The 16,025-nt window shown below is 62.4% G+C and carries 8 protein-coding genes and 1 pseudogene; 4 read left to right on the forward strand and 5 right to left on the reverse strand.

Translation table 11 applies throughout. From position 1 onward, the window contains the following. Nucleotides 1–6 precede the first annotated feature (6 nt). Nucleotides 7–1,824: a glutamine--fructose-6-phosphate transaminase (isomerizing) gene (gene glmS / locus L810_RS04830; RefSeq protein WP_021157245.1), complete on the forward strand. Its 1,818-nt coding sequence runs from the start codon at nt 7–9 to the stop codon at nt 1,822–1,824. 214 nt (nt 1,825–2,038) lie between these two features. Here the strand turns inward: glmS and L810_RS04835 are convergent, their stop codons facing one another. Next, on the reverse strand, nt 2,039–2,971 hold the full coding sequence (locus L810_RS04835; RefSeq protein WP_042973235.1) for a LysR family transcriptional regulator: 933 nt from the start codon (nt 2,969–2,971) through the stop codon (nt 2,039–2,041). Between the two features lie 68 nt (nt 2,972–3,039). Here L810_RS04835 and L810_RS04840 point away from each other — a divergent pair, with 68 nt between their 5' ends. Beyond that, entirely contained in the window at nt 3,040–3,816 is a 777-nt protein-coding gene (locus L810_RS04840; RefSeq protein WP_021157247.1) for an SDR family oxidoreductase, read from the forward strand. Then, on the forward strand, nt 3,809–4,219 hold the full coding sequence (locus L810_RS04845) for a GlcG/HbpS family heme-binding protein (protein ID WP_042973237.1): 411 nt from the start codon (nt 3,809–3,811) through the stop codon (nt 4,217–4,219). Before L810_RS04840 ends, L810_RS04845 begins: the two co-directional genes overlap by 8 nt. 107 nt (nt 4,220–4,326) lie before the next feature. Here L810_RS04845 and L810_RS44650 read toward each other — a convergent pair. The 4 genes and pseudogenes from L810_RS44650 to L810_RS04865 all read right to left on the reverse strand — a co-directional run. Beyond that, nucleotides 4,327–4,515, reverse strand: a pseudogene (locus L810_RS44650) (IS3-like element ISBcen23 family transposase); the annotation flags it as partial. A gap of 115 nt (nt 4,516–4,630) precedes the next feature. Further along, on the reverse strand, nt 4,631–6,391 hold the full coding sequence (locus tag L810_RS04855) for a ShlB/FhaC/HecB family hemolysin secretion/activation protein (RefSeq protein WP_042973239.1): 1,761 nt from the start codon (nt 6,389–6,391) through the stop codon (nt 4,631–4,633). Between the two features lie 105 nt (nt 6,392–6,496). Beyond that, nucleotides 6,497–6,826, reverse strand: a complete 330-nt coding sequence (gene cdiI, locus L810_RS49595; RefSeq protein ID WP_265736930.1) for a toxin-immunity protein system imunity protein CdiI — start codon at nt 6,824–6,826, stop codon at nt 6,497–6,499. 7 nt (nt 6,827–6,833) lie between these two features. Continuing rightward, nucleotides 6,834–15,368, reverse strand: coding sequence for a hemagglutinin repeat-containing protein (locus L810_RS04865; RefSeq protein WP_441294011.1), 8,535 nt, complete (start codon nt 15,366–15,368; stop codon nt 6,834–6,836). A gap of 336 nt (nt 15,369–15,704) precedes the next feature. Between L810_RS04865 and L810_RS44655 the strand changes: the two genes are divergently transcribed. Continuing rightward, entirely contained in the window at nt 15,705–15,941 is a 237-nt protein-coding gene (locus tag L810_RS44655) for a transcriptional coactivator p15/PC4 family protein (RefSeq protein WP_042973243.1), read from the forward strand. Nucleotides 15,942–16,025: the final 84 nt, after the last annotated feature.

Below are 16,025 nucleotides of genomic sequence, written 5' to 3' on the forward strand. Positions count from 1 at the left end.
CGTGTCATGTGTGGCATCGTCGGCGCAGTCGCGCAACGGGACATCGTCCCGATTCTGATTGAAGGTTTGCGTCGCCTCGAATATCGCGGCTACGATTCATGCGGCGTGGCGACGGTCGTCGACGGCCACGCGCGCCGCGAGCGCAGCGTGTCGCGCGTCGCCGATCTCGACGCGCACGTGCGTACCGCCGGCCTGACCGGCAGCACCGGCATCGCGCACACGCGCTGGGCGACGCACGGCGCGCCGGCCACCTGCAACGCGCATCCGATCTTCTCGCGCGACGAAATCGCGCTCGTGCACAACGGCATCATCGAGAACCACGAAACGTTGCGCAAGCAACTTTCCGACGCGCACTACGAATTCGACGGCCAGACCGACACCGAGGTCGTCGCGCACCTGATCCACAGCAAGTATCGCGGCGACCTGCTCGCCGCCGTGCGCGCGGCAACGTCGCAACTTCACGGTGCGTACGCGATCGCGGTGTTCAGCAAGCACGAGCCGCAGCGGCTGATCGGCGCACGGGTCGGCTCGCCGCTCGTCGTCGGCGTGACGGATGGCGAATGCTTTCTTGCATCCGATGCGCTCGCGCTCGCCGGCATCACCGACCGCTTCATCTTTCTCGAGGAAGGCGACATCGTCGAGTTGACGCCGGGCGGCGTGCGCATACTCGATCGCGGCGGCGCACCGGTCGAGCGTGCGGTACAGACCATTTCGTCCGCGCAGGCCGCGGTCGAACTCGGGCCGTACCGGCATTTCATGCAGAAGGAGATATTCGAGCAACCGCAGGCCGTGGCCGCGACCATTCCGGATGCGGGGCTGTTCGATCCGGCCGTATTCGGCCCCGACGCCGCGCGCGCGTTCGAGCAGATCGACAACGTGCTGATTCTCGCGTGCGGCACGAGCCACTATTCCGGCCTGACCGCGCGCCGCTGGCTCGAAACGATCGCGCGCTTGCCGGCCCAGGTCGAGATCGCGAGTGAATACCGTTACAGCGACGCGCTCGCGATGCCGAATACGCTGGTGGTGAGCGTGTCGCAATCGGGCGAGACCGCCGACACGCTCGCCGCGCTGAAGTATGCGCAGGCGCTCGGCCATATCGATACGCTGGCGATCTGCAACGTGCCGACCAGCGCGATGATGCGGCAGGCAGGACTGCGCTTCCTGACGCGGGCCGGCCCGGAAATCGGCGTCGCGTCGACCAAGGCATTCACGACGCAGCTCGTCGCGCTGTTCATTCTCGCCGTTACGCTCGGGCGGCTGCGCGGCTATGTCGACGATGCGCAGCTCGCGCGCTACACGATGCAATTGCGGCGGCTGCCCGGCGCGCTCGAGGAGGTGCTTGGGCTCGAGCCGCAGATCGAGCGCTGGGCGGCGGAATTCTCACAGCACGAGAATGCGCTGTTCCTCGGGCGCGGGCTGCACTACCCGATCGCGCTCGAAGGTGCGTTGAAGCTGAAGGAGATTTCGTACATCCACGCGGAGGCGTATCCCGCGGGTGAGCTCAAGCACGGGCCGCTCGCGCTCGTGACGCACACGATGCCCGTCGCGACGATCGCGCCGAACGATGCGCTGCTCGAGAAGCTGAAGTCGAACATGCAGGAAGTGCGGGCACGCGGCGGACAGCTTTACGTGTTCGCCGACGCCGATACGCGGATCGACAACAGCGAAGGCGTGTCGGTACTGCGGATGCCGGATTATTACGGGTTGTTGTCGCCGATCCTGCACGTCGTGCCGCTGCAGTTGCTCGCGTATCACGCGGCGTGTTTGCGCGGCGCGGATATCGACAAGCCGAGGAATCTGGCGAAATCGGTTACGGTGGAGTGACGGGAGGTGGGTACCGCGGGCGGACTGGTGAAGGTCTGCAAGTGCCGAGACTGGGCCGCCCTACACGACTCGAACGTGTGACTGTGTTTGGCGACTTCCAGTCTCCCGGACTCAGTCCGGATGAACCATCGATACGACCTGTTGAAGCTTCACAGTTGACCGGCGGTATCGTGCGACTGCCGAGAATACGAAGCCGGCCTTGCCATGCAAAAACTCAACTGCGCACCTGCTCGCCCTTTATAAAGGCAATCAGGGCGCGCAGAGCCTGCGAAACATGGCGATGACCCGGATAGTAAAGACACAGCCCCGGAAAAGGCGGACACCAGTCGTCAAGAACGCGTTCGAGCCGCCGGTCACGCAAGGCTTCGATGACGAGGTGGTCGGGAACGAAGGCGATGCCGATGCCATCCACGGCAGCGTCGACCATCAGCGGTTGGTCCGTCAGAGTAAGCGGACCCGAAACATCGATGGTCTCGCTGACGCCGCGTCGCTCGAATTCCCACTGGTAGATCGCCCCGCTCTCGAAGCGAAAGCGAATACAGTCGTGTCGATAAAGATCGTGCGGCGTAATGGGGCGTCCATGTTCAGCGAAATACGCGGGCGACGCGACTGCTGCGAAACGAACGTTGCCCATGAGCGGAACGGCCACCATGTCCTGCGGCACGGCCTCGGCCAGTCGGATGCCCGCGTCGAATCCCGCTGCAACGATATCACCGAGGCGGCCGTCGCTCACGACGTCGAGATGCACGTCCGGATACGACTTCAGGAAGCTTGCCAGGATGGGACGCAGGATGAGGCGGATTGCGCCTTCGCTTGCATTGATGCGCACGGTTCCGCTGGGAGCCACCCGTAGATCGTCGACTTCGCGCATCGCTTCGTCAATGATCGAAACCGCCGGCCGGAGTTTGGCTGCCAGACGCTCGCCGGCCTCGGTGAGCGAGGTGCTGCGAGTCGTTCGATTCAGGAGCCGGACGCCCAGACGGCGCTCGAGCGCTTTTACCGAATGACTGACCGCTGACGGCGTGATCTCGAGTTCGGTCGCTGCTGCGCGAAAGCTTCGTCGTGTTGCAACGGCCAGGAACACAGTGAAAGAGAAAAAATCGACGTTCCTTGATTGGTGAGTAACTCTCATCGTGTCATCAAGCATTGGTGATCTTGTTTTGATACTAGGGGCTCCCTACACTGGGTGCAACCATTTCAGTCAAGGAGCGCAAGATGTCTCGAAAGATATTGATCACGGGTGCCAGTTCAGGTTTTGGTCGTGGTGCGGCAATTGAACTTGCGCGCCTTGGCCACCATGTCGTGGCGACGGCCGAGACGTGGCCGCAGGTTCGCAGCCTGCGTGCGGACGCAGCCGAGGCCGGCGTGGTGCTCGAGGTGATCAAGCTGAATCTGCTCGACGCGATCGACATCGCTCACGCAGGCTCGTTCGATCCCGATGTCCTGGTGCTGAACGCCGGCGTCATGGAAGGCGGATCGATCGTCGACATCCCGATGCAGCGCGTTCGGGAGTCCTTCGAAATCAACGTCTTCGGCCATCTTCAACTGGTACAGGCGATCGTGCCAAAGATGGTGGCACGCAGGTCCGGAAAAGTCGTATGGACCTCGTCGATGGGGGGCATTCTGGTTGTCCCGTTTGTCGGCGCCTACTGCGCGACCAAGCATGCGATCGAGGCCATCGCCGGGTCGATGAAAGCGGAACTCGAACCCTTTGGTGTCAAAGTCGCGACCGTGAATCCAGGCGTTTTCGGTACCGGATTCAACGACACTGGCGCCGAGAGCTACGTGCAGTGGTACGACGCCGATTCCGCCGTTGTGCCGATGCCGGATTTCGGCGACAGCCTGATGAACCAGGCGGATCCCAAGGAGATGATCGACGCCATGGTCGAGATCATTCCGGCCGATACGCATTTGTATCGAACCATGCGCCCGTTAGCGACGATTGACGCTGCGAAGCAGTGGCAAGCGACGGAGTGGACGCAAAATGCCTGAGCTCACGTTGGAGCGGGCGGATCGGATCGTGGCCCAGGGGCGTGCCGCAGCCCAGGACGCGGGCGTCAATGCCGTGTTCGCAATTCTGGATGCGGGTGCGCACCTGGTCACTTTCTCGCGGATGGACGGAGCATGGCTTGCGTCGAATGAACTGTCGATAGCGAAGGCCCGGGCGTCGGTGATGTTCCGGGCGCCGAGCGAAGCGCTCAATGTTCCGTGGCAGGCGGGCCAGCCAGTTCCACACTTCGATCACATCCATGCAGGCGGGCTGTTGCTGATGGCAGGAGGAGTGCCTCTCCTGGATGGCGATGGCCAGCTGATCGGCGCACTCGGCGTGTCCGGCGGTACGCCCGAGCAAGATGCGGCACTCGCTCGGGCTGCGATTGCCCGTGTGCTGGAATAGGCGCGATTCCGATACCCCGGCTACCGCGTCGAATCCGTGGTGACACATCTCGGTTTCGTCGGCAGTGACCTGCGGCGGAATTTCGTAGCCGGTCAGGCGGCGAGTCTCTCGACGAACCCGTTTTGCCACGGACTGCCCGGTGCGATGAAGGCCGGACCGCTGGCAGCATCTCGCAGCCAGCGCATAACCTTGGCAGCGGTAAATTCGTCGCCGCCAGACCGAATGAACGCGGGCTCGCCGTACAGCCGCATCAGTCCCGACGGCGTCAGGATAACGTCCTGCGACCGCAGGCTGGCCCATCGAGCGTCGGAAGCGTAAGCCCCCGCTCGGCGGCAATCTCGACCAGACAGGCATATGCAACATCTGGCTTGCGACGTGTACGTGCCGGAGAAGTACCTTGTCTCATTGTCTTCAGAATTGAGCAGTCACCTGAAAACCGAGCGTCACGCGCGCGGTTGGAAAACCGGACGGCTTGTAGACAGGTGTACCCGCGAAGAGATCGTAGCCGTATCCGCCGAACCGAGTCGTGACACTGCCCTTGACGCCAATCACTGCACCGGCGAGTTGCGTGCCAACCAAGGCAACCGGCTCTGGCCCCCAGACCCGACCGTAGTCGAGACCAGCATAGGCCGATAGCCCGGTCTGCGCGATGGGAACCTGCAATTCGTTGCGCCAGTAGAATCCGCGCGATCCCGCCAGCAGCGTTTCACCGTCGAATCCCCGCACGGTATAACGACTGCCGATCGTGACGCTATCGAGGTATGAAACCGTGTTGCCGGTGTACTGACCATGCAAGGTCGTCACATATTTGAACGGCTGCGTACCGATGACGAACGGTGTCGACAGATTCGCATCGAGCACGACCATCTTGAATCTGTAAGTCTGTCCACCCTCCGCCGCGAACATGCTGTCGGTCGAGCCGAGCCAACCCAAGCCCTGACGATAGACAAGCGAGCCGTCGAACTGCGACGAGCCGAAATAGTGCCGGTCGTTCAGCCCGAATTCGAGAAAGGTCGCGTTCTGGTGCGACGACGGGATCGTCGTACCTTCGATGTAGCTGTCGCCGAATCGGCGCGTCAAGCGAACCTGCGCCCCGAACACATCGTTCCGGCTGCGCGTCAGCACACGATTGAGCCTGAAGTCGACCGTCTTCATGTTGCCGCTGGCAACGAACGTCTGATTCACGGCAGCGAGCGGTTGAAAGTACGTGCTGGTATAGGCCGACAGAGTGCCGGTCCAGTAACCCCAAGGAACCGAGTAGAACGCGTTCCAGCCGTGCGAACCGAAGCGCTTGTCGCCGAATTCCAGATCCTGGTTGAAGCCGACGTTGAAGATGTCATTGAGACCCAGCGGGTTGTCGATGCCAAGCGACACGTTGCCTTGCAGTTTGCCGGTCGCGCGCGTACCGGAATTGTCGATGGACGCAACAACGGTCCACGGTTTGCTGCGCTTCACGTCGAGCACGACATCGCTCTCACCGGGCGTATCTCCCGGTGCGATCCGCATCGACACGTCCTGACTCGAGACGCGCTTCATCTGCTCAAGCCCTTGTTCGATGTCGCGCAGGTTCAACACGTCGCCGTCGCGGTTCGGGAACGCGGTCTTCCACGTTCCGCGCAACTTCTCGTCCTCGAAACGCACGTGGCGGATCACGCCCGGAATCAGGGCAAGCTTCAATGTGCCGGTGGACAAATCCTGCTCTGGCACGAGCACGCGGGTCGTGATGTAGCCGCGTGCGAGGATGGCTTGCGATAGTCCCTTTACGATCAGGTCGACGCCTTGCTTACCTACGCATTGGCCGGCGTAGTGCGCAAGCCAGTCGCGCGCAAAGGCGAAGCGGTCCATCGGCAAGGCTGACGCGCCTTGCGCCTTTGATGCGGCCGGTAGCGAGTCGGGCACGTCGAGCGCGAAATGATCGATTCGAAAGCACGGTGTTTCGGTCGGCAATACCGGATAGGCTTCCGGGCGCGGCACGTCCGAGCGCACGCCCGGCGCTTGCACGGTGGCTTCTCGCTGCAGCGCATCACGGCGCTGCTGAGCTTGCTGATTCTGCTCGGCGTTCGCGCGGGCAGCGGCGGCCTGGTCACTGGGAGACGGCGCCTGTTGTGCTTGCGCAGCAAGCGTGATCAGAGTAGTGATTGGTAAAACCGCCAGCCGTCTGGTCGTTTTCATTTAATTATGTTTTGAATTGACGGGAATAGACAACAAACATCCCCGTTATCGATACAACACTGATCATCAATCCGCATCAGCGCCTCACCATGACTGAGGTTTAAATCAATTCCCCGAAACTCCGAGCCGCGCATCCTGCCGCAACTTCTCAACCAATTGATTCCATACATTCTCGTATAGAGGAAATGATTCCTCAGCCTGAGAAGCGGCTCTAGCCCGCATCACAGTCGCCAGAAAAATTGACAGCCCGCTAGAGTTCAACGATTCCGTTGAGATAAAGCTCATCCCCCCCTCTTCCATAGGAAGGTAAACCTCATCCTTAATCCACATGTCGGACGAGTGAAATTGATCACCGATTCGATTGACCAAATAATCGAACTGACTCGTACTCACAGGGACGCGCACTTCTTTAGAAATAACTATCGATCCCGCCATTTTCGCCTCACTTGATCAGAATAATCTTCGCCTGCAGTTTTTGCGGGAGATTGCCAATAGCCTTGATAAGCAATGTTTTGTTTGCCTCACTCAGAAATCTAGAATCCAACGGCACAAAATCCGCAGCAGCCGCATGATCCGAAAGAGTGTTCATGAAATTATTAAGATTTTTATCAAAAAACTGATTTATCTTTGCCGCCTGCGCGACCGTATCCGGCGTAAGCATAAAATCCACGGTCTTACCGTTGTTCGGCCCGGAGCTGAATACAAAGTCAACCGAGGAGCCCTGAGGCGCACGTTGGAGCGTGCCGCCCAGATAATTTTCAAGCTCTGCCGCTGCTCCGGCTTCACCTGGTCTAAATTTACCTACTGCCGGATCAACAACGTTCAATCGATCGAAAGCATTCAGATCAACTGGATTGCTCGCAACAATTGTCGTGGGACTCGATGAACCGTTGGATGCCGAGATATTACTACCTGAGCTTGCCCCTTGGGTTCCCGGAGACTGACTGGCGCTTGCTCCCTGACCATACGGCTGATTTCTCGCCGAATTCGCTGCCGCGGAGAGATCACCGCTCGCATTCTTCAGCGCACCGTTTCCAAGCGTGGCGACATCCGCCGATGTTATTCCCGCATCAGTTCCGACTGCCGCTTTCCCGCCGAGACCCAGCGTCGCCAAGATAGGCGTCAGGAATTCAGTATCCGGGCCGATTGAAGTCCCAGATTTATACGGCTTCTTCAGCCCATCCAGCGAGACATAGCCCGGGTCACCGGGCGACGCGAATGGCCCGCCGTTCGGAATATTGACGATCACGCCCGCGACGTTGACCATTCCGTTCCAGACACCGGCCTTGGCATCCGAAGCCATCGCGGCAGTCCGATTGAGCAGCCCCTGCAGTCCCGCGATTGTCGCTCGGTCGTCCGTTTTTTGGGGGTCGTTGCCTGCGTTGTAAAGCTCGACGTTCGATGCCATCGCCGCGCCCGCACTGCCCCCCACCAGTGCACCACCGACTGTCGCCGCGACGTTCGCAGCAATATTGCCGGCCAGCGACGAACCGGTCGAATCGCCGACCGACTTGCCGATCTTCTCTGCCTGTCCAGCCAACAACGACGACATGCCAGCACCCGCTGCGCCGCCGATTGCCGTGAGCGCAGTGCCGCCGCCGAGCCCGCCGATCAGTGCACCGCCGCCCATCTGCAATTCCGCACGTGACGCCCCGCCCTCGTCCCAGCTCTTCGCCTGGTCAATGTACGACTGCATCGCAACAAGGTCGCCGCGCTCGTAAGCGGCCTTGGCCGCGTCGATCGCATCCTTGCGCTTGCCGTCAGCGTACAAGCCGATCCCCTGCGAAATCGTCTGTCCGGCCGCCTGCGCCGCATTCATCGTATCGGCCTGCTGCGACAACGTCTTTTGCACATCGGGCGTCTTCGAAACGGTCCCGTTCAGATTCGTCGTATCGCGGTTCAGGTTCGCGACGTCCTGCGTCTGCTCGCCCGGCTTCGTGATGTTGATCGTACCGGCGCTTACCGCGCTCTTCGTCGTCGCGCTCTGGTCGCCGCTGTCGTTCTGGAACACCATCGGCGTGACGCCGCCCGAGCCCGATACCGACGACGGACCCACTGCCTTGTTGCTCGGCCCGACCGATGCACCCGCGCTAAAGCCCGCGCTGTTCGCGCTGTAGTGCGAGTAGTTCTCGATGTCGCTCGTCGTGAGCGTGCCAGTCGTCAGACTGTTCTTCGACGGATCGGCCGTGCTGCCGATATACGCGCCCTTCAGATCGGTATTGCCCTTCACAGTCACGTCGAACCCGCCCGAACCGGCCTGGATACCTGCCTGTTCGTTCACGCCCGCATAGTTACCGTCCGCGTGGCCGTTTTGCGCACTGAAACTCCCACCGACGCCGCCGGCCTGACTGATCGTGACGCCGCCGCCCGCGCTCGACTGATGCGCGGCGCTCACGGTCGTATCCTGGACGCTCGCGACGTTCAAGTTGCCGCCCACGTCGGCCACGACCTTGTTCGCGTTCACGTTCGCGCCGATCACGTTCGTGTCGCCGCCGCTCACGATGGTCGCAGTCTGGCCCGCGTTGATGTGCGTGTTGTTCTGGATCGCCGCGTCCGAATTCCCGTCGCCGTGCGCGCGCTGCATCGACGCGGACACACCGATGCCGTTCGTGCCAATCGACACACCGACGCTCGACCCCGACGACGAGTTCGAGCTTTGCGTCTTGTCGGTATCGGTCGTGTTGACGAGATTGACCTGATTGTTCGCGACCAGCGCCACGTTGGCCGCGTTCACGTTCGAGCCTGCGATCGTGATGTTGCCGTCCTTCGGCGTGCCGTTGCCCGTCGCCACCAGCTTGGCGTTCCCGCCCGCATTGATGCTTGAGCCCCGCTGAATCGTCTGGTCTTCCGACGACTGCATGGAACTATGGCTCGAACCAACGCTGACCTGCACACCAATGTTCGGGGCCTGCGATCCCTTCGCGCCGTCCAGCAGCTTTGCGGCACCCATGCCGCCGAATGCCACGTTCCCGGCCGCCGCGATGCCATGCAACGCCGACGCGCGCCCGTTGCTGTCCTTCGCCGATTCGCGCGCGGCCTGCGTCTCGCTGATCGCGTTGTTGATCGCGTCACCCACCGAGCCCGACAGGCCGACCGTCAGCCCGCTCTTGCTCGTCTGCTGCTGTTGCGCCTGGTGCGAGGTGTCGGTGACCGAATCGACGACGATGTTCGCCGCCGTGCCGGTCACGTCCTTGCCCGCGACCAGATCGCTGCCTTTCACGTGCAGCGTATTGCCCGCATTGACGGTCAGATTGCCGTCGACCGAGCCGACCGTGCTGGCGTTGTTCGTGACGCTCGAGGATTGATTCTGCTGCGCGAGCTTGCTGTTGCCGACCGAGAAAGACAGGCCACCGCCCGACATCAGGCCCGAGTGCTGTTCCTGATAGGTGGTCGACGATTGGCTGGTGTCCTGCGACGTCGTTATGTTCACGTCGTGCGCCGCGTTCAGCGCCACATCGTGCGTACCGACGACCGTACTACCCTGGACGTTGATGTCCTTACCGCTGCCAATCGACACGCCGTCCGCCGAAATCAGGCTGCCGTTCGCGACGGTGCTGGTCGCGTCCTGGCTGCTGGCGATTTTCGTGCCGCTCACGACGCCGCTACGGCTATGCGTCTCGCGTGAGTTGTACACGTGCGTTTCGGTCGCGGCCCCGACATTCACATCGCCGGCCGCGAGCAGGTTCGCATCGCCTTTCTTCAGGTCGATCGTGCTGCCGATGACATTGATGTCCTTGCTCGACACCACATTCAGCGTATCGCCGCCCTTGACGGTCGTGCCCGTCAGCGTCTGGTCCGATCCATGCCGGGTTTCCGCATAGCTGCGATTCCCCTGGTCGCCCGAGCTGTTGGCGTTGATGGTCGACGTGGTGCTCGCCGCACCGAAGGTCACGTTACCCTTGGCCGCGACCGTGCCGCCCTGGCCGAAGTCGAGCTGCGCACCTTGCGCCGTCAAGTCACCGCCCACACCGATGGCCGACTTGCCGCCGACGTTCACGGTGCTGCCGGTCGCGCTGTTGAGGTCCGTATCCGACACCCCGTTCGCGCGCTGCACGACCTTGTGCTCGCCGGTCTGCTGCACGCCAAGATTCCAGTTCCCGCCGATGTTGGCGTTCAGGTTCCCGCCGACGTTCAGGTTGCCCGCGTTCTGCTGGAAGTCGCCGCCGGTCTTGATCGACGCGTCGCCAGCCACGTTCAGGTTCGCAGCCGGCCCGAGCGTCGTCTTGTCGCTCGTCGCGCCGTCGCGGCTGACCTGGTGCGTCGTCTGCGTCGCGGTATCCAGAATCAGCTTGTTGCCCGCGTTCAGGTCGAGGCTACCGGCCTTTACATTGGCCGAGGTGAGATCCACGTTGCCTGTCGTGTCGAGCGACATCAAGCCGCCGCTTTGCAGCGCACCGAACGCGTTGTCGATCTGCTTGCCCTGAAGCGCGAGCGTCTTGTCCGCCTTCACGGTCCCGCTGTTCGTGAAGACCTGCGTGTTCTTCAAATCGATATTGCCGGCCGTGATCAGCGGGCCGTTCGTGTTCTGCTGATCCGCCTTCGCCAGATACACGACCGGTACCAATACCTGCTGGCCGCCGACCGTCTCCGTCTGCATGATGATCACGTTGCTCGTGAGCGCGGCCACCTGCTGCGCCGACAGGCTCATGCCGAGCGGCAAGTTCAGCGACTTCGACAATTCAGCGCCCGCGAGCATCAGCGACTGATACATGCCCTGAAGGTCCGTGTACGGCCCCAATACCGCCTTACCCGTCAGTTGCGTGACCTGGTTGCGTACGAGCTGCTGCTCGTAGAACCCGTCACCAAGGCGCTTTTCGGTCGTCAGCGGATTCACGCCGATCTGGTTCAGGTAATAGTCGCTCGACAGGAAATTGTTCATCCGCGTGAACGCGGGGTTCGTCTCGATCAGGTACGTCGGGTTCGGTGCCGGGTTCGGCCGGTACAGGCCGCCTTGCGGAATCGTCAGGTTATTCAGCACGTTCACGGCCGTCGCGCTCGCGATCACCGGATCGACCCAGGTAGGCGTACCGCCCTTGATCGCGGCGGCTCCCGATTGCGTGCCGCTCGCGTTACCGCTCACCGTCCCGATCGTCAGCCCCGGCACGGCCTGACCAGGCAGCAGACCGAGTGACGGAATGGTCGCATTGGCCGCCGTGTTGTTCACGCTCACGCCGTTGCCCGAGATCGTGCCGGTCGCGCCCCAGGTCGAACCGTAGTCCGGCAGACCGTACTTCTTCACGTCGGCTGGCGCTGCCCGCGTATAACCACCTGGCCCGCCGACGAACGGCTTGTCACCGAACGGCAAGGTCCAGTTGTGTTCCGAGTTGTCGTAGTTGTTGTAGTGGTAGTACCCGGAATACACGACCGTCACGCCCGGCGCTTGCTGGCCCGTCGCGCCCCAGCCGTCCATGTCGAGACTCGCGGGCTGCTTGATGTTGCCGACCGCCGTCACGCTGCTCCAGTAGTTCTGGAATGTCTTGACCGTCGACGCGTCGAGATCGCCGCCGGATGCGATCTGCGCGCCCGGGCTGAGTTTCGTCACGGTGTTGGCGACCGCCTTGCCCTCGTAGGTCGTGTACTGATAACCGCTGTTCCACTGGCCACCGTTCGGCGGTACCGTGAAGACGCCGCCCGGCTGCAGTTTGAGCGCCGCGATGATCGGCGCGGGATCGTAATCGGGGTAATTCGGATCGTGGAACAGGTTGATCCAGTGCACGTCCTGACCACTACAGGCCGCGATGTAGTAAGCGGCGCACCCCGACATGCTGATGCCGAGCTGTTGCAGCAGTGCAGGATCAACCTGGTTCGTGTTGCCCGAGGTCTGCATCACGCGCCGCGTATTCGTGACCTTGTCGGCATGCAGTTCCATCGAACCGCCCGATTGGATCGCCGCCGACGAATTGTTGATCAACGCCGCGTTTGTATAGTTGCCGCTCGAATCCTTGCCCCCCGCCAAAGCCACTTTGCCGAGCCCGAAGATCGTCGCGGTCGGCATCGAATCGCCCAGCGTCGTGTCGTCGCGGTTCTCGATGTCGTGCGCGAGAATTTCGAGCAGGCCCGACGTGTCCGATGCGCCGATCAGCGCGACAGGGCCGAGGTTCGACACCGTGCCGCTTGCCTGGATGGCGACGCTGCCGCCGACCATTGCGCCATAGTTCGTCAGGTCGCCCGAATGCGTACTGAGCAGGCTGCCGGCCGTCATCGCGCCCGTGTTGACGATGTTGCCAGCGTTGACCGTCAGGTTGTGGACCGATTGCAGGTTCGCGCTGTTGGCGAACGTGCCCGGCAAGGTAAACGTCAGGTCCCGACCAATGTTGAACTGCGTTTGCGGCGTCGTCGTGAAGTCGCCCAGCAGGTTGATCGTCGCATCGCGCGCCGCGCTGTATGCGCCGCCGCCGAGCAGCGTGGAAGCCGCTACCGACAGGTCACGCGTTGAGGTGATCGACCCGTTGGTATTCGTCACCGCGCCCGACATCGCGACGTTCACGTCGCCCGTGGCGTTCGCGACGTTGCCGACCTGTCCTCCGGAGTTGTCCAGCGTATTGCCTTGAATCAGCAGGTTCGCGCCCATCAACTGGCCGCCCTGCGTGTTCGAGATCGAAGCCGCACCGATTGTCACGTCGCCCTGACCGGTCATCTGCCCCATGCCGTCGACACCGCCCGCGTGACTGTTCACGATCTGGCTGCCGCCTTGAACATTCATCTTGCCGGTGCCGAAGTCGTGCACCGCGCCATCGGTGTTGTCGATCGACGCGGCCTGAATCGACAGCGTGCTCATATCGCCTGCCGTGCCCGCCTCGATGTGCCCTTGCTGGTTCGACAGCGCCCCGTTGCTGACGATCGACAGCGCCGCGTTCGAGCGCATCAGCCCCTGAGCGTTGTTCATCGCCCCGGCGATCGTGGCTGCGAGCCCCAGTTTCGCAGCGATGACGCCGCTACCATTGTCCAGACTGCCGGCCTTCACGATGGCCTGTCCGTTGGTGCCGATCGTACCGCCGATATTTTGCAAGGTCCCCGCACCGTTGCCGGGCATGAGCGTCAGCGTGCCGGTGCCGCCGTGCGTGATGGTGCCCTTCGAGTTGTCCAGAACGGCCGGCGCGAGCGTCAGGTCCGTGCTGTTCGTCTGGATGACGCCGCCGTTCGAATTGTCGAGCGTGCCAGAGACGGCGAGTGTGGTCGGGCCGCTCTGCCATTGCGAGATGTGGCCGCTCTGGTTTTTCAGGTTCGCGGCCGTCAACGCAAGCTGATTGGCTTCGATGTCGCCGTTCTGGCTATTGTCGATCAAGCCGGCGACAGTGGCCGTCAGCGTGGGGGAGACGATCTTGCCGTTCAGATTCGAGAGCGAGGCGCTTTGAATCGTCGTCGCTGCCGTCTTTGAGCCGAGTTCACCGCCGTCGTTGACCACTGCGCCACCTGCGGTCACGTCGACGTTGGCGTTCGACGTGAGCTTGCCGCCCAGATTCGTAATCGAGTCGGCGGCGTTGACGCTCAGGCCCGTTTGGCCGGACGCCGAACCGGCCGAGTTGTCGATCGTCTTGCCTTGCAGGACGGTTCGGCCGTTGCTGGCGATGGAGCCCGCTTTGTTGCTGACGGAGCCTGAAGCGTTACCAACCGTCAGCGTGCCCGTGCCGACGTGTGTGATCGTACCGCCGTTGTCGTTGATCAGCGCCGCAGGCGTGAGCGACAAGTCCGTGCTGCGCGACTGGACCAGACCGTTGTTCGAGTTGTCGAGCGTGTCGGTGATCGCGACCGTCATCGGGCCGGTGCCGGTCTGCGTGACCGTACCGCCATGGTTCAGCAGCGTCGAACCGTTCAGCGAGACCGACACCGCATTGACCGTACCTTGGGAGTTGTCCAGCGTCGCGCCGTTCAACACGGCGCTTTGACCCTCAACCCGGCCGCCAGCATTCGAAAAATGATTGCCGGCGTCGACGGTGGTGGTCTGTCCGGCGTGCAGCGCGCCATTACCGTTGTCGACGCTCTGGCCGATCACGTGCAGGTTCGCGTCGGCCGACATCGAGCCGCTGTTCGTGACCGTGTTCCCCTGTACGGTCACGTCGCCCTTGCCGCCGATGACGCCGCCCGGATCGCCGTTCACGTTCGCGCCGGCCGCGTTCGTGAGTGCGCCGGTTGCAGTCACCGACAGGCCGTCTGCGTTCAGGGAAATCAGCCGGCCTGCCGAATTGTCGACCGATGCGCCAGCAATCGTTTGCTTGCCCGCGCTTTGAATCAGCCCTACATTGTTTTGGACCGCACTCCCGCGAACGTCGGCCGTGCTTTGGGAACTCAGCATGCCGTTTTGGTTCGACACGGTGCCGGCCATCTGCACCGACAGCGGGCCTTGCGAATTGGCACGGCCGCCCTGGTTCGACAGGTTGCCGCCGCCCAGCGTCATGCCCGCGCCGCTGGACAGATTACCCCGGTCGTTGATGACCGTGCCGCTCGCCTGTGCGTTCACGGCGCCCTTGGCGCTGACGGTCGAGCCGGCCAGATTTGCATCGCCCGCCGTCGCCGTGAGCGCGAGGTTGCCGTTGGCGGCCGTTGCGCTGTTCGACAGATCGACGCCGCTACCGGTGAAGGTCGCGTTGCCAGCCGCGCTGTTGGTCCCCGTCGCGGTCAACTGGCCGCTGCTCGTGACGTTCAGATCGCCGCTCGTGCCGACCGTGCTGTCGACGTTGATGCCTGCGCCGAGCGTGCCCGTCGAGTTAAGACTGCCGACGTTAGCGTTCAGGTTTTGTTGGGTGGTCAGCGCGCCGCTGTTGGTCAGATCAGCAGCGCCAGTGTTGACCGTGACCGATTGCTTGCCATACGTGACGCCGCTGTTCTGAATGCCACCCGAGGCCGACAGCGACATGTTGCCGGCCGCATTGGTGTGGCCCGAGAGCACGAGACGACCGTTTGCCTGCAGCGTTAGATCACCCGCCTGTGCCGCGATGTCGCCCGCGTTCGCAACACCGACTCCATTCTCGGAACTCACGAGAAACACCCTGTTCGCGTACATACCACCGAGCTGGCTAACATCGATCGCGATGGTGGGCGCGGGGCCGTTGCCTGCGATCGGCGTGGCGTTCAGCGTGTTGTAGTCGACCTGGTTCGATCCAGCGACCACGTTCAGGTTCTTCGCGTAAGCCTTGGCGTTGATCTGTACGGCGCGGGCCAACAAATCCACCTGATCGACATTGGCCGTGTCGATCCGCGCATCGCTGCGGCGATCAATGGCCGCTGGCGACGATCACCGCTGCGCATACCGTGCGGCGAAGCAGGCTGCCGAGGAGTACGCCTCTATGGCCGGCCGTCTTCTCGGGGGAATGTGATGACCTCATCCACCGAATTTCTGGACATTCGACGCTCCGATTCGGAACGCCTCCGCGTAACGGTCGGTGAATACCGCGGCCGCATGCTCATCGATCTCCGGATATGGTTCGCCGCTGAACACGGCGAATGGAAACCGGGCCGCGCCGGCGTCTCGCTGCGCCCCGACCAAGTTATCGAAGTCATGCAGGCGCTCCGCTTGGCTGCACAAGCGGCAGATCCGGCGGGGTTGCGCTGATGGCAAATCACAAGAAATCAATCTTGACGCATAGGGCTTTTGGGCCTATCTTGTGCATCAGCGGCCGCGCTCTCGCGCGGCCCA

It is taken from the genome of Burkholderia sp. AU4i (assembly GCF_000466765.1).
GTDB classification, from domain to species: Bacteria; Pseudomonadota; Gammaproteobacteria; order Burkholderiales; family Burkholderiaceae; genus Burkholderia; species Burkholderia cepacia.

Bases quoted from the DNA above. Each gene is read 5' to 3' on its own strand.
- L810_RS04855 (WP_042973239.1), bottom strand. From the start codon at position 6,391: ATGAAAACGACCAGACGGCTGGCGGTTTTACCAATCACTACTCTGATC.
- L810_RS04835 (WP_042973235.1), bottom strand. From the start codon at position 2,971: ATGCTTGATGACACGATGAGAGTTACTCACCAATCAAGGAACGTCGAT.
- L810_RS04845 (WP_042973237.1), top strand. From the start codon at position 3,809: ATGCCTGAGCTCACGTTGGAGCGGGCGGATCGGATCGTGGCCCAGGGG.
- cdiI (WP_265736930.1), bottom strand. From the start codon at position 6,826: ATGGCGGGATCGATAGTTATTTCTAAAGAAGTGCGCGTCCCTGTGAGT.
- glmS (WP_021157245.1), top strand. From the start codon at position 7: ATGTGTGGCATCGTCGGCGCAGTCGCGCAACGGGACATCGTCCCGATT.
- L810_RS44655 (WP_042973243.1), top strand. From the start codon at position 15,705: ATGACCTCATCCACCGAATTTCTGGACATTCGACGCTCCGATTCGGAA.
- L810_RS04840 (WP_021157247.1), top strand. From the start codon at position 3,040: ATGTCTCGAAAGATATTGATCACGGGTGCCAGTTCAGGTTTTGGTCGT.